The organism is Flavobacterium haoranii, assembly GCF_009363055.1.
Lineage (GTDB): Bacteria > Bacteroidota > Bacteroidia > Flavobacteriales > Flavobacteriaceae > Flavobacterium > Flavobacterium haoranii.
In genome coordinates, this window is the sequence record NZ_CP045292.1 from 2,236,148 (window position 1) to 2,257,407 (window position 21,260).

Consider the following 21,260-nt stretch of genomic DNA (forward strand, 5'->3'; position numbering starts at 1 on the left):
AATAATTATGAAAACAATTTTTGCAGGATTTTTATTATTTATTACTGTACAAATAGGTTTTGCACAAGGAACTGTATGTGAAAATTCATATATCCATTTTGATAAATTTTTTGGGACTTCTTCTTCAGCTAAAGATATAGAATCTCCTTTGGATATTCCAGTACGGAAAGCAGGCTTTAATTACGGAACCGATAATAAAGGCAACGAAATGGCAGTAATACATATATGGGGCGAAGGTGGCACAGATGAGCAACCTCATTATTATTTATCTCTAATATTTTCAAAATCACAATTAAGTAAAAAAGGAATTATAAAAATACCATTAATTGATAGTTGGAGCGGAAGCGGCTTTGGTTCTTCGGGTTTAGATGCCAAAGGTAGCGGAATTGTAAAATTTAAACATATATACGACTATGGCGCCGCACAGTGGACAAATTGGGGAGGCCATAAAAAAGGTAATTCTGAAGGCGAAATTATTATAGAAGTAAAAGATGAAAATACAATCTGTGGAAGTGTAACTTTCAAAACTTATGCAGATGGTTCATCACTCAACCCTGACTATTATTCTCAAGGTTCTGTTAAAAATTTTATAGCTAAAAAAATAGAGGAATAGTTATGAAAAAACAAATTACATTTATAATTTTTGTATTTACAATATTATCCACAAATTCTTTTGCTCAATTTCTAACAGTTTATTCTGGAAAAGAAGGAACTACTATAGTTAAAGGTCAAGGAACAGCTAATGGAGGTACTTATACCTATGAGGCAACTATTAAGAGTAAGTTTGAAGCAAAAATTTTAGGAGAATTTTGGATATACTTATCAATTCCTGAATTTAAAATTACAGGATTTAATTATAAAGGTAAAGATGCAGCATATTTTGTAGATTCAAGTTTTCCAATTTCTCTTAAAGGAAATTTTCAATCTAAAATATCTGGAGATTATAGATTAAGTGATGGAATTAACACTAGAATAGCCGGAAATTCATTTGTTGAAGGAGGTGTTGGTCAAAGTATGGATATGATTACATTTATAGACATAGATAATGATAACAAAACAGCCCTAAAGCAATATTTAAATGGAGATAAAAGTAAACTAGCAAACATTAAAGCTCAGTTAAGTAAATTAAGCTTAAAAAATGATTATTTCGAAGAACTCTCAGCTATCGGAAGATTAATTGATAAAAAAATTCAAAATGAGAATCAAATCAAGTATCTACAAAAACAAGAAAATACGGTAGATAATAAAACCACCAAAATTTCAAATACTAGTGATGATTTTTGGAATGGATCTGCTTCTAACTCGAGTTCAACCATCACATCTACCCAAACGAAACAAAATAGCAATAAAACAAGGACATCAACAAACACATCGGGTTTAACTTCAAAGCAAATAAAAGCACATGAAGATTTTAAACAAAAGCAACAAGAGCAAATGCAATACATGCAAGCTAAAATCTCTGAAAGTCGTCAAAATGCTCAGAATATTCAAAATGCCGCAAATGCAACTGAAATGGCATGGAAAAACGGGAACTACATACAAGGAAGTTCTTATTTAGCTAACGAATATGCACGACAAGGCAATGAATCAGCTGCTTATGGAACAATTGCTGTAGGTGTAGGATTAGATATTTATAGCTCAATAAAAGCTGATAGAGAAAGAAAAAAAGCACAAGAAGCGCAACAAGCCCAAATTGAAGCTGAAAAAAAACGCGTTGAGGCTGAAAAGAAAGCCTACTTAGAAAGTCTTGTTAAAAAAAGACGATTAGTGTTAACAGATATTTTAAAATATAAATATCCAAAATATTCTGATGATTATGGAAGTACAGCTTACTTTTATTGCTTTTACATGACTGATGTAAATGTTGGAGAATGGACTCCGGAAGTTGGTATAACCCAAGTATTTGAAATTCCTAAATATAGAGACAATACTTGGCCTTTTCAGGAAGCAACAGAAAATAAATTGAACCCATATCACAAAAATCCCGTTAATCTTATTGGCGGTTTCAAAAGTTATGAAGAGGCAGCACAATCATTAACTAAACTTACCACAACATTTTCCGAAACTGGAGTAGCACTTACATTAATTGATCTTTCTAAAGATTTTCCTAATAATACTAATGTTATTAGTAATGATTCAAAAAGTAGTGCTGAACAAACCGACTTTTGGGGAAATCCAGCAGAAACAAAGAAAACGAATACTAAATCTAACAAGAATTCAAGTTCATCCAATAAAAAAACAAAAGAAGACGATTTCTGGGGAAAATCAATAAAAGACTAAAAATTAATGAATGACAAACATGAAAAAATTATTATTTAGCTTGTTTATAAGTTTAACACTTGTTTCAACAATTCACGCTCAAGATGCCTTAGCTAAAATTGAATATGGAAATGCTGATGAAGCTTACCAAAAAGGTGAATATAAAAAGCTTTAGAACATTTAGATAAGATAAAAAAGCATCTTGGTGGTACAAATGCAACAGTTATGTATCTTGAAATATTAACAAGCTACTATGCTTTGCCTTATTTCTTGGAAGATAATGATGTTAAAAATTATTTAGATTATTCAAAATATGATTTAGATAATTTCAATTATTTAACGCAAATAAGAACAATGGCTTATTTAGCTTCACAAGGAAAAACATTTAAACCTTCTGAAGTTGAAAATAAGACCCCGGTAATTAATTTCTTAACAGAAAGTGGATTAAATGAAGCCTTGACTGTTCAAAAAATAACGAAATTAACTAAAACCTACATTTCAAAATTTAGCAAGTCTGCTCCGTTAGAAAAAATAAAAGAGATAAGAGATATTCAAAAAAAATAGATCCTTCAGCAATAGCAATAGAATTAATAATAGAAGGATTATATGCCATTGAAAATAAAGAATGGGACAACGGTATTTCTTTAATAAATAAAGCTTGTGAAGCTGGAAATAAATTTGCCGTTATAAAAGCTCGTATTCTTAAAGCTAAAGATATGATACTAAATCATAGGGACGAAATTGTTCAAAACATCTTAAATAACATGGTTTTGGTAGAAGGAGGAACATTTAAAATGGGAAATAATCAATATAAAAATCAAAAAGAGCACAATGTCATCTTAAGTAATTTTAACATCAATAAATATGAAGTCACCAATTTAGAATATTATGCTGTAGTAGGTGGAGTAGAAGAAGAAGGAATGCATAATTATTTTTTAAAATATTACAACTTTCCTATTGAAATCACTACTAGATCTGTCATAGAAAAATTTATAAAAGAACTAAATCAATTAACCAATAGAAATTTCATTTTACCTACTGAAGCACAATGGGAATATGCTGCACGTGGTGGAAATATGACTCAAAATTATCAATATTCAGGAAGTAATAATGTTAATGAAGTAGCCTTTTTTGAGAACGAAGAAAAAACTACAAAGCTAGTTGTAGGAGGAAGTAAAAAACCAAATGAACTTGGCCTGTATGATATGAGTGGTAACATAACGGAAATTTGTCAAGATTTATATGATGAAAAATTTTATAATTCAAGTAACAACGCTAAAGACCCTATATGTACTAAAACTAAATTTGTTGAGGTCGTTGAAAGTTCAGTCGAACAAGTTACAAATGTTTTTGGGATGCCAAAATCAAGTACCTATAGTAATATTCATGAACTTAAACCAGAAGCAAAAACATCAGCGGGTATAGTAGGCCGTTTTGGGGTAAAAAATATAAGTGACAGATCTTTTATTTTTTGCTTATCATCTAAAAGTGCAACTGCAAGGGTAGGCTTCCGTTTAGCAGAAAAATTACCTTCAGAATAATTTTAAAAAAGATTTTATGAAAAGATACTTAACAATTATAATCATTATTATATTATTTGCTTCAGAAAGCCATGCTCAAGATGCCTTAGCCAAATTAGAGTATCAAGATGCCGAAACCGCTTATCAAAATGACAATTACAGTAAAGCTCTAGAACATTTAGAAGCTACAAAAAAACTGTTAGGGAGTACTAATGCTACTATTATGTATCTAGAAATTTCAGCAAAAGATAAATTATTAAATACAAACAATACTTCCAGTTATACCCATGAAAGTTTAAAACAACTTTGTAATGATAATAATTTTTCATTAATAACATTTTATTTTGATGTAACCAAGTCTATTTATCCAGCAGTTGGGGGTATAAATGAAACACAATATGTAGAGTTTATTATAAAAGCTGGAAATCAATCAGGAATGTCAAACATTAATAAAGAAGAATTAATGTATCAGGCACTAACAGAAGCAGCAACAGAAGTAAAAACTTCTGCGGATACTCATATAAAAAAAATAATAGAAAAGCATAATCTCAAACGAAGTACCAATAATTCATCAGAAATTGATTTAATTGAAAAGTTAGTAAGTTTAGACAAGTTGAGTAAAAAATACCTAAAGAATTTTCAAAACACCGCACCATTAGATAAAACAAAGGTAGTATACGAAATTCAACAAAAATTGCAACCTAGAGTTATAGAATCGGATGCTATTATTCAAGGGTTAAAAGCTATTAAAGCAAAACAATATACAAATGCTATTATACTCTTAGAAAAAGCATGTAAAGCTGGAAATGAATTTGGATGTATGAAAAGAGAAGAAGCATACTTATGGGATCAAATTACCAATCATAAAGATGAAATTATACAAAACTTAGTAAATAATATGGTATTGGTAGAAGGAGGTACTTTTGTTATGGGTATGGAAAGATATGATAATGATAATAAAACACCTCATAGTGTTACACTTACCGACTTTTATATTAACAAGTATGAAGTTACGCGTTTAGAATGGATGGCGGTTATGGAAGAAGTAGAAACAGATGGGAATAATAAATGTTATGATTGTCCTAAAGTAAGTAGCCGATATGAAATTTTAACATTCATTGATAAATTAAACGAAAAAACAGGTAGAAGCTTTATTTTGCCTACAGAAGCACAATGGGAATTTGCTGCAACAGGTGGAAATGAATCGGAAGGTTTTGAATTTGCTGGAAGCAATAATAAAGAAGAAGTATATGTAATAATGTACTTAAATGGAAAAGGTATAACAAGTGTCGGATCAAAAAAACCAAATGAATTAGGTTTATATGATATGAATGGTAATGTAAATGATATGTGTTTAGATTTTTATGATGGAGATTTTTACAAAAAAAGTAAAAACAGCATAAATCCGATTTGCAATCAAATTAAAAATTGGGACAAAAAAAATATGAGTTAGATTCAAAAGGATACATTAAGGGAGTAGATAAAACTTTATATGGTAAATTTAAATTTTCGATAAGAGGAACTACTAAATCAAAAGTAAGATTAAAAACTGAGGAGGCAATTAAAAGTGTAATTGGTTTCCGTTTAGCAGAAAATCAGTAAAAAACAAAAGCCATCGTTTAGATGGCTTTTGTTTTATGTAGAAATGAAATTATTTCTTCTCCCAAGTATTGTTGTTTAAATCAACATCAGCCATTAAGCCACTTGGATCAATTACAATCGCTTTAACGCCTTTTTTAGCTATTTCGAAGGTAAATGTAGGATAAGCCCAATCCCATCCTTTTAAAACCGTTCTTTCAATTGGAAATGGATTTGGTTTTTCCCAACGCATTAACGTGTTTGGAATGTAAAACGATTCTTGCGTGCCATCTTCATATACCACAAGTAAGTCTATTGGCATTGGCATTCTACCAATTCTTTCCAAAGTTACTTTTGTTGCATTATTTTCTTCAGAAACATTTTTTACACCATAATCAATTGTATTGGTAGTTTGTGTCCAATCTACTAAATACCAATCTAAATTTGCTCCCGATACCTTCTCTGCTGTTCTTTTAATATCATTTGGTGTAGGATGCGTAAATTTATAATCGTAGTAGTAACGTTTTAAAGTTTTCATTAAATTTTCTACACCAATTACATATCCTAGTTGCGATAAAAAGATTTCACCTTTACTGTAAGCGCCAATTCCATAAGACATATTATAATCATAACGATCTGCATGAGTAGAAAGTGGTTGTTCTTTTCCGCTTTTTATTAAATAACGGTAACCTTGGTAAGCTCCTTCAAACGGATTAACTTCTTCACCTTCTTTTTTCTTAGAAGGTAAAACTTGTTCCATTGCTAAATCTGAAATAAATGAAGTAAAACCTTCATCCATCCATTCGTGTTTACTTTCGTTTGAAGCTAAAATATGTTGGAACCAAGAATGTGCAAATTCATGAGCGGTAACACCCACTAAGCTACCATAACTTCTGTTTCCAGTAATTAAAGTACACATTGCATATTCCATTCCACCATCGCCACCTTGAACAACAGAATATTGTTTGTATGGATATTGACCAACAGCTTTATTGAAAAACTCTAATAACTCTATAGTTTTTGGCTGTAATTTTTTCCAGTTTTCAATGTTTTCTTTCTTGTTTTTGTAGAAGAAATGTAATTCTACATTATTTGGTCCAAGAACCATATCGTGGATGTATTCATTATCTGCTCCCCATGCGAAATCATGAACATTTGGAGCTACAAAATGCCAAGTTAATGTTTTTGCTTTCTTAGGATATTTAACTTCTACACCATTATCTTGATAACCATGACCAATTTCGTTTTTATTTTGAAGGTATCCTGTTCCACCAATAGTATATTCTTTATCAAGTGTGATTTTTACATCGAAATTACCCCAAACACCATGAAATTCTCTTCCAATGTAAGGATCGGCATGCCAACCTTCAAAGTCATATTCAGCCATTTTAGGATACCATTGCGTCATAGATAAAGCCACACCTTCTTCTGAATTTCTTCCTGAACGACGCACTTGTAGTGGTACTTGTCCGTCAAAATCTAAAACAAAAGTAGCTTTTTGATGAGGTAAAATAGGTTCGTTTAATTCAACTTCTAAAACAGTACCAACTACTTTAGTTGAAGCAGTTTTTCCATTTTGAGAAAAGTTTGAAATTTTTAAATAACCAATTTCATCTGGCTTTAATGTACTAATTCTACTTTCGGTTACATCTTCAGTCCCTTTTTTAAAAGATTTTACCATTCTTTTATCTGGGTCAGAAATAGTTTGTAAACGAATATCCATTGCGCTTCCTGGTTGAAAAGCATTTGGATACAAGTGATAAAAAACTTTTTTCAGTGTATCTGGCGAATGATTTGTATAAACCAATTCTTGATGTCCTTTATATTGGTAATTTTTAACATTCATATCAACATCCATTTTGTAGTCAACATGTTGTTGCCAATAACCAGCATTTGGATTATTTTGGCTGAATCCAAAAGCTGAAAGAAGTGAAAATACGATTAATTTCTTCATTTTTTATTGTTGTTTCATCTTAAATAAAAAAACCTTCTCAATTTAGTTGTCATTTCGAGCGAATTCGAGGAATCTCATCAAACATTTAGTTCAATTAGATTCTGAACTTGGTTCAGAATGACAATTTGAGAAGGTTTTCTAAATATAAATTATTTAGACATTTGCTCAGCCATAATAATTGCATTGTAGGCATTAACAATTTTACCTGTTTTAGAAGCTTCTGAGAAATTAGCTTTATGTTGATCTTCACCTAACTTAACATCATTTTTAAGTGTTATACCACTTTCCATAATGATTTGTTTTACTTGAGCAGCAGTTAAATTAGGATAATAAGAACGAATTAATGCCGCAACACCAGCAACGTTTGGAGAAGCCATTGATGTTCCTTGTAAATATTCGTAAGATTGATTAGGTGTAGTAGCATAAATTTTCATACCTGGAGCAAAAACATCTACGTTTTTCTTACCATAGTTTGAAAATGGAGCAACCATTTTAGCACCATATTCAACATTTAAAGCACCAACAATTAATACATTGTTAGAAATTTCTGGAGCGCCATTATATGAATCTGAAGGGTATTTGTTTTCAACATCTAAATCTTTAGAATCGTTACCAGCTGCAAAAATTACTAGAACATCTTTAGATGCTGCATATTTTAAAGCATCTTGAACCCATTCTTTGTGAGGAGAAAAATATTTACCAAAAGACCCATTAATTACTTTTGCGCCATTGTCTACAGCATAACGAATTCCTAAAGCAATATCTTTGTCATATTCATCTCCGTTAGGCACTGCTCTAACAGCCATTATTTTAACATCTTTAGCAACACCGTCGCCCCCTTTTCCATTTCCTCTTACTTGAGCTACAATACCGGCAACGTGAGTTCCATGTTTTGCATCTTCTGGATTAGGTCCAATTACATTATTGTTACCATATTTAGTATCGTTGATGTCTTCTGGATTGTCACCAACTACTTTTCTACCATTAAAATCAACATTTAAATTGTAGTTTAATTGGTCATACACATAATCTACACCACCTTTAATTCTTTTATCAAAGTCTTCTTTAGAAGTATTTGATAAAATTTGAGTGAACATAGCTTTATATTGAGATAATGTAGGATCTTCAGTTTGCATCGCTTTTACATCTTCTAATGTAAAATTATCTTTCTTTAGATAATCTTTAATAGCTTTATCTGCACCAACAATCATATCGATTTGTTGTTTTGTTTGCATTACATCTGCAATGTCAGCATCTAATTCTGCTTTTGCTTTGTCGTAATCTGGTGTTCCAGGACCTTTTGCAACGATACGCGTTTTTTCTAATTGCTCATTGTTACTATCTCCAAGGAAATTCCAACCGTGAACATCATCAATGTAACCATTGTTATCATCATCTTTACCGTTGTTTGCAATCTCTTTTGGATTTGTCCAAATTTGACCCTGTAAGTCTTCATGGCGAATATCAACACCAGAGTCAACAATACCAACAATTACAGTTGTAGATTTTTTTCCTTTTAATAATTCAGCATAAGCTTTATCAACACTCATTCCAGGAACTGTATCTTTAACTAAATCTAAATGACTCCATCTTTTTAAATCATTCTCTGCTAATGGAGTAATTTTAAGAGGTTGTTGATCAACATTTTCTATAGGAGTTGAAATCATTTTAGGAGTTCCACAACTAGCCAATGCAAGGGCAACAATCGATGAAACATAAAGTGGTTTTAAAGTTCTCATTTATAAAGTTTTATGTTTTGTTTAATTTTATTTGACAAATATGAATTTATTTTGTTACAACTTAACTGCTATTTAACACTATTTTAGTATTTCATCACAGCTAAAAACTTCTTTAAGTCTAACGCCTTTTTCTGTGTTTTCAACAGTAATAATTTGGTTGTGAGCATCGTGTTCTAACCATAATAAATAATTCTCATCAGCAGCTTTTTTTAGAAATAATTCTTTCTCACCTAAAGTCAATAAAGGTCTTGTATCATAACCCATAACGTAAGGAATTGGAATATGTCCAGCAGTTGCTAATAAATCAGCCATAAAACAAATTGTTTTTCCCTTATAATTAATCATAGGAATCATTTGTTTTTCGGTATGACCATCGGCAAAGAAAATACCAAAATCTAATTCAGATGTTTCAGTAAATCCACTTTCCGGTCTTGAAATATAATGTAAATGACCGCTTTCTTGCATTGGAATTATGTTTTCATGTAAAAAAGAAGCCTTTTCACGAGCATTAGGTTTTGTGGCCCATTCCCAATGATTTTCATTTGTCCAATATCTGGCATTTTTGAAAGCAACTTCAAATCCTGTTCTGTCTTTGTTCCAATTTACACTTCCGCCACAATGATCAAAATGTAAGTGTGTCATAAATACATCAGTAACATCATCTGGATGAAAACCTTTGTCTTTTAAAGATTTTTCTAATGAATAATCACCCCAAAGTGAATAGTATCCAAAAAACTTTTCAGATTGTTTAGTACCCATTCCAGTATCAATTAAAATCAATCGATTGCCATCTTCAATAAGCATACAACGAGCTGCAATATCTATTAAATTATTATTGTCAGCTGGGTTGGTTTTATTCCAAATAGTCTTAGGTACAACACCAAACATAGCGCCGCCATCAAGTTTAAAATTTCCAGCCTCTATAGGATAAATTTTCATCAGAATTAAATTTTCTGCAATTTACAAATTTTATAAGGATTTACTATAAGTTCTTTTTATCTTACAATAAGTTATAAAAATGTTACTATTTATTGCAATTCGTTTTTTATAATCTATCTTTGCAATTAATTTAGACAAAATCAAAATTAGCTGTGAAATGAGTATTAAAATTGTAAATGACAGTTTTATACAAATTGCATAACACCTTAAAAAACAAATAATTTTAGGTTATGATTAAAGTATCAGATTCTGCAAAAAAGAAAGCGATTGAGCTCATGACGGATGATGGGTTTGATGCAACTCAAGATTTTATTCGAGTGGGAGTAAAAAGTGGTGGTTGTAGTGGTTTGTCTTATGAATTAAAGTTTGACAATATTCAAAATAACGAAGATAAATTGTTTGAGGATAATGGCGTTAAAATTTTAGTTGATAAGAAAAGCTTTTTATATTTAATAGGAACAACTTTAGAATATTCTGGAGGTTTAAACGGAAAAGGATTTGTTTTTAACAATCCTAATGCTAACAGAACATGTGGATGTGGAGAATCGTTTTCGTTGTAAATGAATTAAAATAATCTAAAAAAGCTAAAGAATCAAAAAAATAGATTATGGCAAAATATAGTTCATTTGAAGAAATGGAAGTTTATCAAAAAGCTTTACAATTTGGTGTAAAAGTGTATAAATTAACATTAACAAATGAGCGAATTGCCAAGGATTTAGGGTTGAAAGATCAATTACAAAGAGCAGCATTATCTATTTCAAACAATATAGCCGAAGGTTTTGAAAGAGAAACAAAAAAAGAACTGATAAGATATTTGTATTTTTCGAAAGGTTCATCAGGCGAGTGTAGAAATATGCTTAATTTTCTTCAGTTATTAGAATATATTAATGAGGAGAATTTTTATGAACATAGAAATGATGTTTTAGAAATATCGAGACAATTAGGAAACTATATTAAATATTTAAAAAATTTAGAAAAAGAGAACAAAAAGTCGTAATGACTTGTTTTTGATTTTTTTGATTTTTTTGATTTTTTAAATAAAATTATGAGTAAATATACAGAAGAACATTTAAAAGAGGAATTAGCGTCGAAGGAATACGAGTACGGATTTTATACTGATATAGAATCGGAAACATTTCCTGCGGGTTTAAATGAAGAAATTGTTCGTGCTATTTCAAAAAAGAAAAACGAACCAGAATGGATGACCGAGTGGCGTTTAGAAGCATTTCGCATTTGGAATGAAATGACGGAACCAGAATGGGCAAATGTTCATTATGAAAAACCAGATTTTCAAGCAGTTTCATATTATTCGGCACCAAAGAAAAAAGACAAATATGAAAGTTTAGATGAGGTTGATCCTGAATTATTAGAAACTTTCAATAAGTTAGGAATTTCATTAGACGAACAAAAACAATTGGCTGGTGTTGCTGTTGATATTGTAATGGATTCGGTTTCTGTGGCAACAACTTTTAAAAAGACATTGGCAGAGAAAGGAATTATTTTCTGTTCAATTTCTGAAGCCATTCAAAACCACCCAGAATTAGTTCAAAAGTATATTGGTTCTGTAGTTCCAAAAACGGATAATTTTTATGCGGCTTTAAATTCGGCGGTGTTTTCTGATGGAAGTTTCTGTTATATTCCAAAAGGCGTTCGTTGCCCAATGGAATTATCTACGTATTTCCGAATCAATCAAGGTGGAACCGGTCAGTTTGAAAGAACTTTAGTAATTGCTGACGAGGGAAGTTACGTTTCTTATTTAGAAGGTTGTACCGCTCCAAGTCGCGATGAAAATCAGTTACACGCTGCAGTTGTTGAGCTAATTGCATTAGATGATGCAGAAATTAAATATTCTACAGTTCAAAACTGGTATCCAGGAAATAAAGAAGGAAAAGGTGGCGTTTACAACTTTGTAACGAAAAGAGGTTTATGCGAGAAAAACGCAAAAATTTCTTGGACACAAGTAGAAACTGGTTCTGCTGTAACTTGGAAATACCCATCATGTGTGTTGAAAGGTGATAACTCAATTGGCGAATTTTATTCCATTGCGGTTACCAATAATTTCCAACAAGCCGATACTGGAACGAAAATGATTCATTTAGGGAAAAACACGAAATCGACAATCATTTCTAAAGGTATTTCTGCTGGAAAATCACAAAACAGTTATAGAGGATTGGTTCAAATTTCATCAAGAGCTGAAAACGCACGTAACTTTTCGCAATGTGATTCTTTGTTAATGGGTAACGAATGTGGTGCACATACTTTCCCTTATATAGAAAGTAAAAATGCATCCGCAAAAATTGAACACGAAGCAACAACTTCAAAAATTGGAGAAGATCAAGTGTTTTATTGTAACCAAAGAGGAATTCCAACTGAAAAAGCAATTGCGTTAATCGTAAACGGATTCAGTAAAGAAGTATTGAATAAGTTACCAATGGAATTTGCTGTGGAAGCACAAAAATTATTAGAAATTTCATTAGAAGGTTCAGTAGGTTAATTTGAAAATTCACCAATTGTCATTTCGAGCAAAAGCGAGAAATCACATAAACTAAGATAATAGATTCCGAAACAAGTTCGGAATGACAAAAAATAAGAATAAACATTGAAAACAATGCTAACAATAAAAAATTTACACGCTTCGGTTGAAGATAAAGAAATTTTAAAAGGAATTAATTTAGAAGTTAAAGCTGGTGAGGTTCACGCAATTATGGGGCCAAATGGCGCTGGAAAGTCGACACTTTCTTCTATTATTGCTGGAAATGAAAATTATGAAGTAACGGAAGGTGAAATTATCCTAGATGGTGAAGATATTGCTGAATTAGCTCCAGAAGAAAGAGCGCATGCAGGTGTGTTTTTATCATTCCAATATCCGGTTGAAATTCCAGGAGTTTCGGTTACTAACTTCATTAAAACAGCTATCAACGAAAGTCGAAAAGCAAAAGGGCAAGAAGAAATGCCCGCTAACGAAATGTTGAAGAAAATTCGTGAAAAATCGGAATTGTTAGAAATGGATAAAAAATTCTTATCACGTTCTTTAAACGAAGGTTTTTCAGGTGGTGAAAAGAAACGTAACGAGATTTTCCAAATGGCAATGTTAGAGCCAAAAGTTGCTATTCTAGACGAAACGGACTCTGGTTTGGATATCGATGCTTTACGTATTGTTGCAAACGGAGTTAATAAATTAAAATCCGCTGATAATGCTGTAGTTGTAATTACACACTACCAACGTTTATTGGACTATATCGTGCCAGATTTCGTTCACGTTTTAATGGATGGAAAAATTGTAAAATCAGGTACTAAGGAATTAGCGCTTGAGTTAGAAGAAAAAGGATACGATTGGATTAAAGCAGAATTACAATAGTTTACAGTCTCAGTCACAGTTTAGAGATACTGCGCTGAACACTGCGACTAAACACTAAAAAAATGGATTTAAAAGATAAATTACTTTCGTCTTACATGGCATTCGAAGAGAAATTCGATGAAAACTCTAGTTTACATGAAGTTCGAAATAACGCAATAAAAAACTTTGAAGCAAAAGGTTTTCCTTCAAAAAAAGAGGAAGCTTGGAAATACACGTCTTTAAATGCGGTTTTAAAAAATGATTTTTCGGTTTTCCCAAAATCGGAACCTGCAATTGAGTTTAAAGAAGTAAAAAAATACTTTTTACATGATGTAGATACCTATAAATTGGTGTTTATCGATGGAAAGTTTAGTTCGTTTTTATCTTCAACAACACATGACGGTTTAGATGTTTGTTTGATGTCTTCGGTTTTAAACAAGCCAAAATATAAATTGGTTTTAGACACTTATTTTAACCAAGTAGCAAGCAAAGACGAATCGTTAACTACGTTAAATACAGCTTTTGCAAAAGAAGGTGCATTTGTTAATATTCCTAAAGGGAAAATTGCAGATAAACCTATTGAAATTATTCATTTTTCAACAGGAAATGAAGCGGCAATTATGTTACAACCGCGTAATTTAATTGTAGTAGGTGAAAATGCACATGTTCAGATTATTGAGCGTCACCAAAGCTTGAATGAAAACCCTGTTTTAACGAATAGTGTTACTGAAATTTTTGCACAAAAAAGAGCCATTTGCGATTACTATAAAATTCAGAATGATGAACAATCGGCAAATTTAATTGATAATACTTACATTGCTCAAAAACAAGAAAGTAGAGTAGCGGTTCACACGTTTTCATTTGGAGGAAACATCACGCGTAACAATCTAAATTTCTATCACCAAGGCGAACGAATTGATTCCACTTTAAAAGGAATTACTATCATTGGCGATAAACAACACGTAGATCATTATACATTAGTGCATCACGCACAGCCAAATTGCGAAAGTCACCAAAATTACAAAGGTATTTATGGTGATAGTTCAACTGGTGTTTTCAATGGGAAAATCTATGTGGAAAAAGAAGCGCAAAAAACAGATGCTTTTCAACAAAACAATAACATTTTAGTTAGTGAAAAAGCGACCATTAATGCAAAACCTCAATTAGAAATATTTGCTGATGATGTAAAATGTTCGCATGGTTGTACGATTGGTCAGTTAGATGAAAGTGCTATGTTTTATATGCAACAACGCGGAATTCCTAAAAAAGAAGCGCGTGCCTTATTAATGTATGCGTTTACAGATGAGGTAATGGAAAGCGTTAAAATACCTGAATTAAAACAACGAATTACTAAGATTATTGCCAAAAAACTAGGCGTGAATCTAGGATTTGACTTGTAAAAAATAAATTAGAAATGTTAAAAACCGCTTTAAAAGCGGTTTTTTTATTGTTTTATAAACTCAATTTCAGAGATTGAACCATCACAGGATAATAACATTTTATCAATTTCATTTTTTGAATTTCTGGTGAAATAATACAAGGTTCGGTCATTATTGCCAAATTCATCTTTCTGAACGGTTTCTAGCGCTATATTATCATGATTTTTATATTTTAAATATAATTTTTCATCGGTTTCTAAAAACTCATAAACGACATCTAACTCTTCAGAATAATACTTTCCAACAAATTCGTTTACATTAACAGTTTTAGAATCGATAAAGTGAGCTTTTTTAAAATAGAATGGAGTGCCACCAAATGAGATGACTAAATCGTGATTTTCGTTTTTCGTAAAATCATACTTAACACTTTCACTATTAATTCTGTGGAATTTATTTTTTCAAATCCTTCTAAAGCAGTAGGTTTGTTTGCTCTTGCGCCTTTAGATTTTAAAGTGTCATTTTCAAGAAGAATTTCCATTTTCATATCGCTATTAACCTCTTTGTATTGTCCTACGAAAGATTTTAAATCTTTTGATTTTGCGATATACTTTTTAGATGATTTTTCTTTTATTGCTTTAGTTTTAGGAAGAAATAAATCTAATATTTCATAGGAAATAGGCGTTGGATTTATGGATTCTAAATTGGTCATAATGATGATACCTAGTTTCTTTTCAGGAATAGTAATCAATTGCGATTGACCGCCCCAACTGTATCCACTATGGCTAATGGTTGTAAATCCTTTATAATCGTCAACCATTACGCCACGAGCGTATTTTGCTTTTTCGCCAGACGGAAGTGTTTCTAAAGTAGTTAAAAAATGACTCAATCCTATAAATTTTGGATTATCACCATTTAGCATATTAATCCACACTGCCATATCTTTTACAGTTGAACCCATACTTCCTGCGCCATAGCTAGTTTGGATTCTAGGTAATTGAATAAAACCGTCTTTTGTTTTTCGATATCCAACAGCTTTATTTTTAATAATGGTGTTGTTCTCTATTCTTACCAAAGTATTATGCATTTCTAAAGGAATAAATAGTTTTTCTTTAGCAAATTCATGTAAATTCATTCCTGAAATACGTTCTATAATAATTGATAATAAAGTATAATTAGTATTAGCATAAACTACTTTTTCACCCGGAATATTATTTAGTTTTGCTTGTTTAGCTGCTAATTTTAATACTGTGGAATTATCATAATACTCTTTATCATAATCAAAACCCGATAAGTACATTAAAGAATGATAGTTTGAAAGTCCGCTTGTATGGTTTAATAAATGTCTAACTTTTATATCCTGACTATGTGCTTTAATTTCAGGTAAATATTTTCTAATATCATCATCTAAACTTAATTTATTTTCTTTTATCAACACCCAAGCACAAGCCGCCGTAAATTGTTTTGCAATTGATGCAAGACTAAAAACTGTAGAATCTGAATTTTTTATATTGTACTCTAATGTAGTGTACCCTATACTTTTAGAGTAGATTATTTCACCATTTTTAATTATGCCAATACCTAAACCCGGCGAATTTGGTTGTTCGTATTTTTGTAAAAGGGAATCTATTTCACTTGAAACATTCTGTGCTTTTATTAATTGTGTAACAAATAAAAATGTAAAAAACGTAATTAAATAAAATGACTTTGACATAATTATCTGTTTTTTAGGATGGTTTTTTGTTTTGAAAGTTGGTATTTATTATAAAAAGCAAAAGGAATAGTTCCAAAAATTAAAATACTAAATCCGCATGCTAATAAAACACTTGCATATGGCCATTGATTTAATTTGAATAACATTCCTAAAGCTAAAAGCATGATGTTAAAAGTGGAAAACAAAAAAAAGGCTCTTTTTCTGGCTAAAATTGTACGGATTAATTTTTTTCGTTAACATCTTTTTGCATGTTTTGTAAAGAAGCGTAACCTCCTAAATTTTGAATTGCTTCTTGATACGCTTTTTCAAAATCAGTTCCATTGTAGCATTCTATGTGTGTACAAATATGATCCATTAAATCTTCTTTTAGCGTAACATCTGTAATTCCATAAAATTTTAGAGTTGTTGCTATATATTCAACATTTTCATCAGTAAGTATCATGATTTTATAGCATTAGAATTAAATATTAGCTGGAGTGTACCAATAAAATCATTTAGTTCAGCAGTAATTTCAGAAATTGCAATTTTGCCAGTTGGCGTAATTTTATAATATTTTCGTACTCGTTTCCCTAAATACATTTTTTCAGTTTCTAAAACACCATCAGCTTCAAGTTTATGAAGAATTGGGTACAAAGCTCCTTCAGAAATGTCAATTTTACCTTTTGTCATTTCTTTTACTTTTTGAGTAATTTCATACCCATACATTTTATCATTTTCGCTTATCAACTTTAAGATGATAGGTAATAATGTTCCTTTTGTTAGTTCTTTATTATACATTTTACAAATATACATTTTATTTCGATGTATTTATAGAACGATGTTTATTCTGATTTATTATATTCGATTTTAACCTTTATTTATTCTTATTATAAACAATCAAGTTGTAAATTTGCAGTATGATTGATATTCAAAAAACAAGAGCCGATTTCCCAATTCTTAATCAACAAGTAAACGGAAAGCCTCTAGTATATTTCGATAACGGAGCTACAGCACAAAAACCTCAAGTAGTTATTGATGCTATTTCAAAATATTACAGTGAGATAAACTCAAATATTCACCGTGGTGTACATACGTTGAGTCAATTAGCAACAGATGCTTACGAATTTTCTCGTAATACTATCCAAAAACATATCAATGCTAAACATAATCACGAAGTTATTTTTACTTCAGGTACAACTTTCGGAATTAATTTAGTGGCAAATGGATTCGCGGCTTTATTAAAAGAAGGCGATGAGGTGATGGTTTCCCATTTAGAGCATCATAGTAATATAGTTCCTTGGCAATTTTTATGTGAAAAAACAGGAGCAAAATTGGTAGTCATTCCAATGAATGAGAAAGGTGAGTTGGTAATATCTGAATTTGATCGATTACTTTCTGATAAGACTAAAGTTGTAGCTGTTAATCATATTTCAAATGCATTGGGAACTATAAATCCTATTGAAGAAATTATTGAAAAAGCCCATAAAGTTGGTGCAGCTGTTTTAATCGATGGTGCTCAGGCAACACCGCATTTAAAACCAGATGTTCAAGCGTTAGATTGCGATTTTTATGTTTTTTCGGGACATAAAGTTTGTGGGCCAACAGGCGTGGGAATTTTATACGGAAAAGAAGAATGGCTTCGTAAATTACCTCCGTATCAAGGTGGTGGCGAAATGATTGCTGAGGTTACTTTCGAAAAAACAACGTATGCCGATTTACCTCATAAATTTGAAGCCGGAACTCCCAATATCGCTGGCGGAATTGTTTTGGGAACTGCAATTGATTATTTGAACGAAATTGGTTTCGATAACATAGCGGCTTACGAACAAGAATTGTTGGATTACGCTACCGAAAAATTGCTTCAAATTGAAGGTTTACGCATTTACGGAACTAGTAAACATAAAGCTTCAGTAATTTCATTTAATATAGAAGGAATTCACCCTTATGACATTGGCACGATTGTAGATAAGTTAGGTATAGCGGTGCGTACGGGTCACCATTGCGCACAACCCATTATGCAATATTTCAATATTCCTGGTACCATTAGAGCTAGTTTTGCTTTTTATAACACCAAAGAAGAAATTGATATATTTGTAGAAGCGGTTAAAAAAGCACAAATGATGTTAACCTAAAAAAATAAAATTATGAAGACTCTATTTTCTACATTATTAGTATTAGTGGCAATGGTAAGTTGTAACTGTCAAAAAGCTACTACAAGTCAAAGTAATTTAACTTCTAACGAAACTATGAAACAAACTCAAGAGATTCCAGTTTTAGAGTACGAAGCTTTGTCTAGAGGTTTCTATAAAAAAATTACAATTGAAAATAATAGAGCAATTGTAACTTCTGGAAGAGGAACAAAACCAATTGCATTTGATATTTCTAGTGAAGATCTAACAATACTTGCTGAGTTTTATTCAAAAGTTGATAAAGAAGTTTTAAAAGATTTAAAAGCACCTTCAGAAAAAAGATTTTATGATGGAGCAGCTATCGCTCATTTCAGAATTATTGAAGGAGAAAAATCGTATCAATCTTCTGATTTTGATGGAGGTTTTCCACCTGCAGAAATTAAAGAAATTGTAGAAAAAGTAATTGAAGTTTCAGAGAAAAAAATAAAATGACCATAAAAGAAATTCAAGAGGAGATAGTAGACGAGTTTTCAATGTTTGACGATTGGATGCAACGCTACGAATATATAATCGAGTTAGGAAAATCTTTACCATTAATTGATGAAGAATACAAAACCGATGAAAACATTATAAAAGGTTGTCAGTCAAAAGTTTGGGTTCATGCAGAAGAGAAAGAAGGTAATGTTGTTTTTACTGCCGATAGTGATGCAATTTTAACCAAAGGTATAATTGCCATTTTAATTCGTGTTTTTTCCGATAAAAAACCAAATGAAATACTAGAAGCAGATACTGATTTTATAGATGAAATTGGTCTAAAAGAACATTTATCGCCTACACGCGCAAACGGATTGGTTTCTATGATAAAACAAATAAAATTGTATGCCTTGGCTTTCCAAAGCAAAAACTAAATTGAAAAAGAAAGAAAATGGAAGAATTTAACGATACGATAAACTTAGGTGAAAATGTAGTAATGGTTTTAAAAACCATCTTTGACCCTGAAATTCCAGTTGATATTTACGAATTAGGTTTAATTTATGACGTGATGATTAATGAGAATAATGACGTTAAAATTTTAATGACATTAACGTCACCAAATTGCCCAGTTGCGGAGACTTTACCTCAAGAAGTTGAAGAAAAAATTAAATCTATAGATGCAGTTAAATCTTGTGAAGTAGAAATTACTTTTGATCCGCCATGGAGTAAAGATTTAATGAGTGAAGTTGCAAAACTTGAATTAGGCATGTTATAGCATTTATTGTTTGTAGCTTATTTTTTAAAACTATAAACGATTAACCAAAACTATAAACATTAAAAATGGAAGAGATTGTAAATAAAGTTGCCGAAAGTTCTCTTGAAGTTTTCGATTTAGAAGATTATTTTCCAGATAATCATGTAGTAGAACTTGATATTTCCCAATGGTTATTGGAAGGTTTTTTACTAAAAGAGAAAGATTTTCGTGAGCAACTAAAAAACTTCGATTGGTCTATTTATGAAGATAAATATGTTGGAATAACTTGTGCTACAGATGCAATTTTACCAGCTTGGACTTTTGCCTTAGTGGCAGTTTATCTAAATCCTGTTGCTTTAAAAGTGATAAATGGAAATTTAGAAGCTATTACTATTGTTTGGTATGAAGATATTCTTTCCAAGGTTGATTATTCCAGTTATAAAGATAAGCCAGTTATTTTAAAAGGATGTTCAAAAAAGCAAGTGCCACAAGCTGTTTATACATTAGCAATTCAAAAATTAATGTTACACGCTAAAAGCATAATGTTTGGCGAAGCTTGTTCTGCAGTTCCGTTATTTAAACGGAAATAATGGCAGTTTTCTTGTTAAGTGTTTCATTTTCATACTAAAAATGTAAATTTGCACTTTAATTTTAAATAAGAAAACATGAAAAAAATTGTAGTGCTTTTACTTCTTGTAGCTTCTATTGGTTTTGCACAAGAAACAGCAGTCGATTCAACAAAGCATTGGACTAAAAAAGGCGTGTTTACCTTATTAGCAAATCAATCTTCTTTTAGCAATTGGTTAGCTGGTGGACAAAATAACTTTGCAGGAAATGTAAATGTTAATTATGATTTCAACTACAAAAACGGAGATTGGAATTGGGATAATAAGTTAATTACTGCTTATGGTTTAACTAAAATTAAAGGAGCCGATACTCAAAAAACTGATGATAGAATAGAATTTACTTCTTTGTTAGGTAAAAAAGCTTCAGGAAATTGGTATTATTCTGCTTTTTTAAATTTTAAAACTCAAATGGATACTGGTCTAGATCCAGAAACTCGAACAACAAAAATTTCTCATTTTTTCTCGCCAGCCTATTTTCAATTTGGACCTGGTATGTTGTGGAAAAAGAGCGATAATTTAAAAGTGAATATTGCTCCAGCAACTTCAAAATTAATTTTAGTTCACAGTCATTTTACAGAATTAGGGCCTTCATTTGGAGTTGAGCAAGGCGATACTTCTAGATATGAATTAGGAGCAGCTTTAAATGGTTATTATAAATTTAAAGTAATGGAAAATGTTTCAGTAGAAAATATATTAAACTTATATTCTAATTATTTAGAAGATCCACAAAATGTAGATTTAGATTATCAGTTAAATATTGTGATGAAAATCAACAAATACTTAACTACAAATTTTGCTTTCCAAACAATTTATGATGATAACGCTTTTAGAGGCTTCCAAACACGTCAAGTTATTGGATTAGGATTCAATGCTACTTTCTAA

Annotated in this window: 25 protein-coding genes; 18 read left to right on the forward strand and 7 right to left on the reverse strand. The window is 31.0% G+C overall.

Features of this window, described 5'->3' with window-relative positions; translation table 11 throughout:
- The first annotated feature begins 7 nt into the window (after positions 1–7).
- The 7 genes from GCU34_RS10675 to GCU34_RS13670 all read left to right on the forward strand — a co-directional run bounded on the left by GCU34_RS10675 (position 8) and on the right by GCU34_RS13670 (position 5,381).
- The gene (locus tag GCU34_RS10675; RefSeq protein ID WP_072782209.1) at positions 8–613 is read left to right on the forward strand and encodes a hypothetical protein; all 606 of its coding nucleotides are present in this window, start codon (positions 8–10) and stop codon (positions 611–613) included.
- Between the two features lie 2 nt (positions 614–615).
- A complete protein-coding gene (locus GCU34_RS10680) occupies positions 616–2,280 on the forward strand; it encodes a hypothetical protein (RefSeq protein WP_072782208.1) in 1,665 nt (554 codons plus the stop codon).
- A gap of 19 nt (positions 2,281–2,299) precedes the next feature.
- A complete protein-coding gene (locus GCU34_RS14120) occupies positions 2,300–2,434 on the forward strand; it encodes a hypothetical protein (protein ID WP_262884245.1) in 135 nt (44 codons plus the stop codon).
- A 50-nt stretch (positions 2,435–2,484) separates the two neighbouring features.
- On the forward strand, positions 2,485–2,823 hold the full coding sequence (locus GCU34_RS10685; RefSeq protein ID WP_152378454.1) for a hypothetical protein: 339 nt from the start codon (positions 2,485–2,487) through the stop codon (positions 2,821–2,823).
- Positions 2,824–2,975: 152 nt separating this feature from the next.
- Positions 2,976–3,800, forward strand: a complete 825-nt coding sequence (locus tag GCU34_RS10690) for a formylglycine-generating enzyme family protein (protein ID WP_152378455.1) — start codon at positions 2,976–2,978, stop codon at positions 3,798–3,800.
- Between the two features lie 16 nt (positions 3,801–3,816).
- Positions 3,817–5,232, forward strand: coding sequence for a formylglycine-generating enzyme family protein (locus tag GCU34_RS10695; protein ID WP_152378456.1), 1,416 nt, complete (start codon positions 3,817–3,819; stop codon positions 5,230–5,232).
- Positions 5,208–5,381, forward strand: coding sequence for a hypothetical protein (locus GCU34_RS13670; RefSeq protein ID WP_193702240.1), 174 nt, complete (start codon positions 5,208–5,210; stop codon positions 5,379–5,381). Before GCU34_RS10695 ends, GCU34_RS13670 begins: the two co-directional genes overlap by 25 nt.
- 49 nt (positions 5,382–5,430) lie before the next feature.
- On the opposite strand, the gene GCU34_RS10700 is transcribed toward GCU34_RS13670, so the two are convergent.
- From GCU34_RS10700 to GCU34_RS10710, 3 genes are all read right to left on the reverse strand, one after another.
- Positions 5,431–7,311 (reverse strand): M1 family metallopeptidase, encoded by a 1,881-nt coding sequence (locus GCU34_RS10700; RefSeq protein ID WP_072782202.1) that lies wholly within the window; start codon positions 7,309–7,311, stop codon positions 5,431–5,433.
- 149 nt (positions 7,312–7,460) lie between these two features.
- Entirely contained in the window at positions 7,461–9,050 is a 1,590-nt protein-coding gene (locus tag GCU34_RS10705; RefSeq protein ID WP_072782200.1) for a S8 family peptidase, read from the reverse strand.
- Between the two features lie 78 nt (positions 9,051–9,128).
- On the reverse strand, positions 9,129–9,989 hold the full coding sequence (locus GCU34_RS10710) for an MBL fold metallo-hydrolase (RefSeq protein ID WP_072782198.1): 861 nt from the start codon (positions 9,987–9,989) through the stop codon (positions 9,129–9,131).
- 230 nt (positions 9,990–10,219) lie between these two features.
- Here GCU34_RS10710 and GCU34_RS10715 point away from each other — a divergent pair, with 230 nt between their 5' ends.
- The 5 genes from GCU34_RS10715 (at position 10,220) to sufD (ending at position 14,726) form a co-directional block, all read left to right on the forward strand.
- The gene (locus tag GCU34_RS10715) at positions 10,220–10,549 is read left to right on the forward strand and encodes a HesB/IscA family protein (protein WP_072782196.1); all 330 of its coding nucleotides are present in this window, start codon (positions 10,220–10,222) and stop codon (positions 10,547–10,549) included.
- 47 nt (positions 10,550–10,596) lie between these two features.
- Positions 10,597–10,986, forward strand: coding sequence for a four helix bundle protein (locus GCU34_RS10720; protein WP_072782194.1), 390 nt, complete (start codon positions 10,597–10,599; stop codon positions 10,984–10,986).
- Positions 10,987–11,034: 48 nt separating this feature from the next.
- Positions 11,035–12,483 (forward strand): Fe-S cluster assembly protein SufB, encoded by a 1,449-nt coding sequence (gene sufB / locus GCU34_RS10725; RefSeq protein WP_072782192.1) that lies wholly within the window; start codon positions 11,035–11,037, stop codon positions 12,481–12,483.
- 114 nt (positions 12,484–12,597) lie between these two features.
- Positions 12,598–13,347 (forward strand): Fe-S cluster assembly ATPase SufC, encoded by a 750-nt coding sequence (gene sufC / locus GCU34_RS10730; RefSeq protein WP_072782190.1) that lies wholly within the window; start codon positions 12,598–12,600, stop codon positions 13,345–13,347.
- A 62-nt stretch (positions 13,348–13,409) separates the two neighbouring features.
- The gene (gene sufD / locus GCU34_RS10735; RefSeq protein WP_072782188.1) at positions 13,410–14,726 is read left to right on the forward strand and encodes a Fe-S cluster assembly protein SufD; all 1,317 of its coding nucleotides are present in this window, start codon (positions 13,410–13,412) and stop codon (positions 14,724–14,726) included.
- A gap of 364 nt (positions 14,727–15,090) precedes the next feature.
- Here sufD and GCU34_RS10740 read toward each other — a convergent pair whose 3' ends face one another.
- Genes GCU34_RS10740 through GCU34_RS10750 form a run of 4 tightly spaced genes read right to left on the reverse strand, consistent with a single transcriptional unit; the run spans position 15,091 to position 17,193 of the window.
- Positions 15,091–16,416: a serine hydrolase domain-containing protein gene (locus GCU34_RS10740; protein WP_152378457.1), complete on the reverse strand. Its 1,326-nt coding sequence runs from the start codon at positions 16,414–16,416 to the stop codon at positions 15,091–15,093.
- A gap of 2 nt (positions 16,417–16,418) precedes the next feature.
- Positions 16,419–16,580 (reverse strand): hypothetical protein, encoded by a 162-nt coding sequence (locus tag GCU34_RS13675; RefSeq protein WP_193702241.1) that lies wholly within the window; start codon positions 16,578–16,580, stop codon positions 16,419–16,421.
- 56 nt (positions 16,581–16,636) lie between these two features.
- Positions 16,637–16,858, reverse strand: a complete 222-nt coding sequence (locus tag GCU34_RS10745; RefSeq protein WP_152378458.1) for a hypothetical protein — start codon at positions 16,856–16,858, stop codon at positions 16,637–16,639.
- A complete protein-coding gene (locus GCU34_RS10750; protein WP_072782183.1) occupies positions 16,855–17,193 on the reverse strand; it encodes a PadR family transcriptional regulator in 339 nt (112 codons plus the stop codon). The genes GCU34_RS10745 and GCU34_RS10750 overlap by 4 nt, the downstream gene beginning before the upstream one ends.
- Positions 17,194–17,312: 119 nt before the next feature.
- Here GCU34_RS10750 and GCU34_RS10755 point away from each other — a divergent pair, with 119 nt between their 5' ends.
- The 6 genes from GCU34_RS10755 (at position 17,313) to GCU34_RS10780 (ending at position 21,260) form a co-directional block, all read left to right on the forward strand.
- On the forward strand, positions 17,313–18,527 hold the full coding sequence (locus tag GCU34_RS10755; protein ID WP_072782181.1) for an aminotransferase class V-fold PLP-dependent enzyme: 1,215 nt from the start codon (positions 17,313–17,315) through the stop codon (positions 18,525–18,527).
- Between the two features lie 12 nt (positions 18,528–18,539).
- Positions 18,540–19,016 (forward strand): hypothetical protein, encoded by a 477-nt coding sequence (locus tag GCU34_RS10760; protein ID WP_143146179.1) that lies wholly within the window; start codon positions 18,540–18,542, stop codon positions 19,014–19,016.
- Complete coding sequence (locus GCU34_RS10765; RefSeq protein ID WP_072782178.1) at positions 19,013–19,432, forward strand: SufE family protein; 420 nt, start codon at positions 19,013–19,015, stop codon at positions 19,430–19,432. Before GCU34_RS10760 ends, GCU34_RS10765 begins: the two co-directional genes overlap by 4 nt.
- 17 nt (positions 19,433–19,449) lie before the next feature.
- On the forward strand, positions 19,450–19,773 hold the full coding sequence (locus GCU34_RS10770; protein WP_072782176.1) for an SUF system Fe-S cluster assembly protein: 324 nt from the start codon (positions 19,450–19,452) through the stop codon (positions 19,771–19,773).
- Positions 19,774–19,838: 65 nt separating this feature from the next.
- The gene (locus tag GCU34_RS10775) at positions 19,839–20,342 is read left to right on the forward strand and encodes a DUF2480 family protein (RefSeq protein WP_072782166.1); all 504 of its coding nucleotides are present in this window, start codon (positions 19,839–19,841) and stop codon (positions 20,340–20,342) included.
- 75 nt (positions 20,343–20,417) lie between these two features.
- Positions 20,418–21,260 (forward strand): DUF3078 domain-containing protein, encoded by an 843-nt coding sequence (locus tag GCU34_RS10780; RefSeq protein WP_072782164.1) that lies wholly within the window; start codon positions 20,418–20,420, stop codon positions 21,258–21,260.

Coding starts and splice junctions, on each gene's coding strand:
- GCU34_RS10685 (WP_152378454.1), top strand. CDS start 2,485: ATGTATCTTGAAATATTAACAAGCTACTATGCTTTGCCTTATTTCTTG.
- GCU34_RS10765 (WP_072782178.1), top strand. CDS start 19,013: ATGACCATAAAAGAAATTCAAGAGGAGATAGTAGACGAGTTTTCAATG.
- GCU34_RS10775 (WP_072782166.1), top strand. CDS start 19,839: ATGGAAGAGATTGTAAATAAAGTTGCCGAAAGTTCTCTTGAAGTTTTC.
- sufD (WP_072782188.1), top strand. CDS start 13,410: ATGGATTTAAAAGATAAATTACTTTCGTCTTACATGGCATTCGAAGAG.
- GCU34_RS14120 (WP_262884245.1), top strand. CDS start 2,300: ATGAAAAAATTATTATTTAGCTTGTTTATAAGTTTAACACTTGTTTCA.
- GCU34_RS10755 (WP_072782181.1), top strand. CDS start 17,313: ATGATTGATATTCAAAAAACAAGAGCCGATTTCCCAATTCTTAATCAA.
- GCU34_RS10780 (WP_072782164.1), top strand. CDS start 20,418: ATGAAAAAAATTGTAGTGCTTTTACTTCTTGTAGCTTCTATTGGTTTT.
- GCU34_RS10695 (WP_152378456.1), top strand. CDS start 3,817: ATGAAAAGATACTTAACAATTATAATCATTATTATATTATTTGCTTCA.
- GCU34_RS10745 (WP_152378458.1), bottom strand. CDS start 16,858: ATGATACTTACTGATGAAAATGTTGAATATATAGCAACAACTCTAAAA.
- GCU34_RS10705 (WP_072782200.1), bottom strand. CDS start 9,050: ATGAGAACTTTAAAACCACTTTATGTTTCATCGATTGTTGCCCTTGCA.
- GCU34_RS10760 (WP_143146179.1), top strand. CDS start 18,540: ATGAAGACTCTATTTTCTACATTATTAGTATTAGTGGCAATGGTAAGT.
- GCU34_RS10720 (WP_072782194.1), top strand. CDS start 10,597: ATGGCAAAATATAGTTCATTTGAAGAAATGGAAGTTTATCAAAAAGCT.
- GCU34_RS10700 (WP_072782202.1), bottom strand. CDS start 7,311: ATGAAGAAATTAATCGTATTTTCACTTCTTTCAGCTTTTGGATTCAGC.
- GCU34_RS10675 (WP_072782209.1), top strand. CDS start 8: ATGAAAACAATTTTTGCAGGATTTTTATTATTTATTACTGTACAAATA.
- GCU34_RS10740 (WP_152378457.1), bottom strand. CDS start 16,416: ATGTCAAAGTCATTTTATTTAATTACGTTTTTTACATTTTTATTTGTT.
- GCU34_RS10715 (WP_072782196.1), top strand. CDS start 10,220: ATGATTAAAGTATCAGATTCTGCAAAAAAGAAAGCGATTGAGCTCATG.
- GCU34_RS13675 (WP_193702241.1), bottom strand. CDS start 16,580: ATGCTTTTAGCTTTAGGAATGTTATTCAAATTAAATCAATGGCCATAT.
- sufB (WP_072782192.1), top strand. CDS start 11,035: ATGAGTAAATATACAGAAGAACATTTAAAAGAGGAATTAGCGTCGAAG.
- GCU34_RS10690 (WP_152378455.1), top strand. CDS start 2,976: ATGATACTAAATCATAGGGACGAAATTGTTCAAAACATCTTAAATAAC.
- GCU34_RS10770 (WP_072782176.1), top strand. CDS start 19,450: ATGGAAGAATTTAACGATACGATAAACTTAGGTGAAAATGTAGTAATG.
- sufC (WP_072782190.1), top strand. CDS start 12,598: ATGCTAACAATAAAAAATTTACACGCTTCGGTTGAAGATAAAGAAATT.
- GCU34_RS10680 (WP_072782208.1), top strand. CDS start 616: ATGAAAAAACAAATTACATTTATAATTTTTGTATTTACAATATTATCC.
- GCU34_RS10750 (WP_072782183.1), bottom strand. CDS start 17,193: ATGTATAATAAAGAACTAACAAAAGGAACATTATTACCTATCATCTTA.
- GCU34_RS10710 (WP_072782198.1), bottom strand. CDS start 9,989: ATGAAAATTTATCCTATAGAGGCTGGAAATTTTAAACTTGATGGCGGC.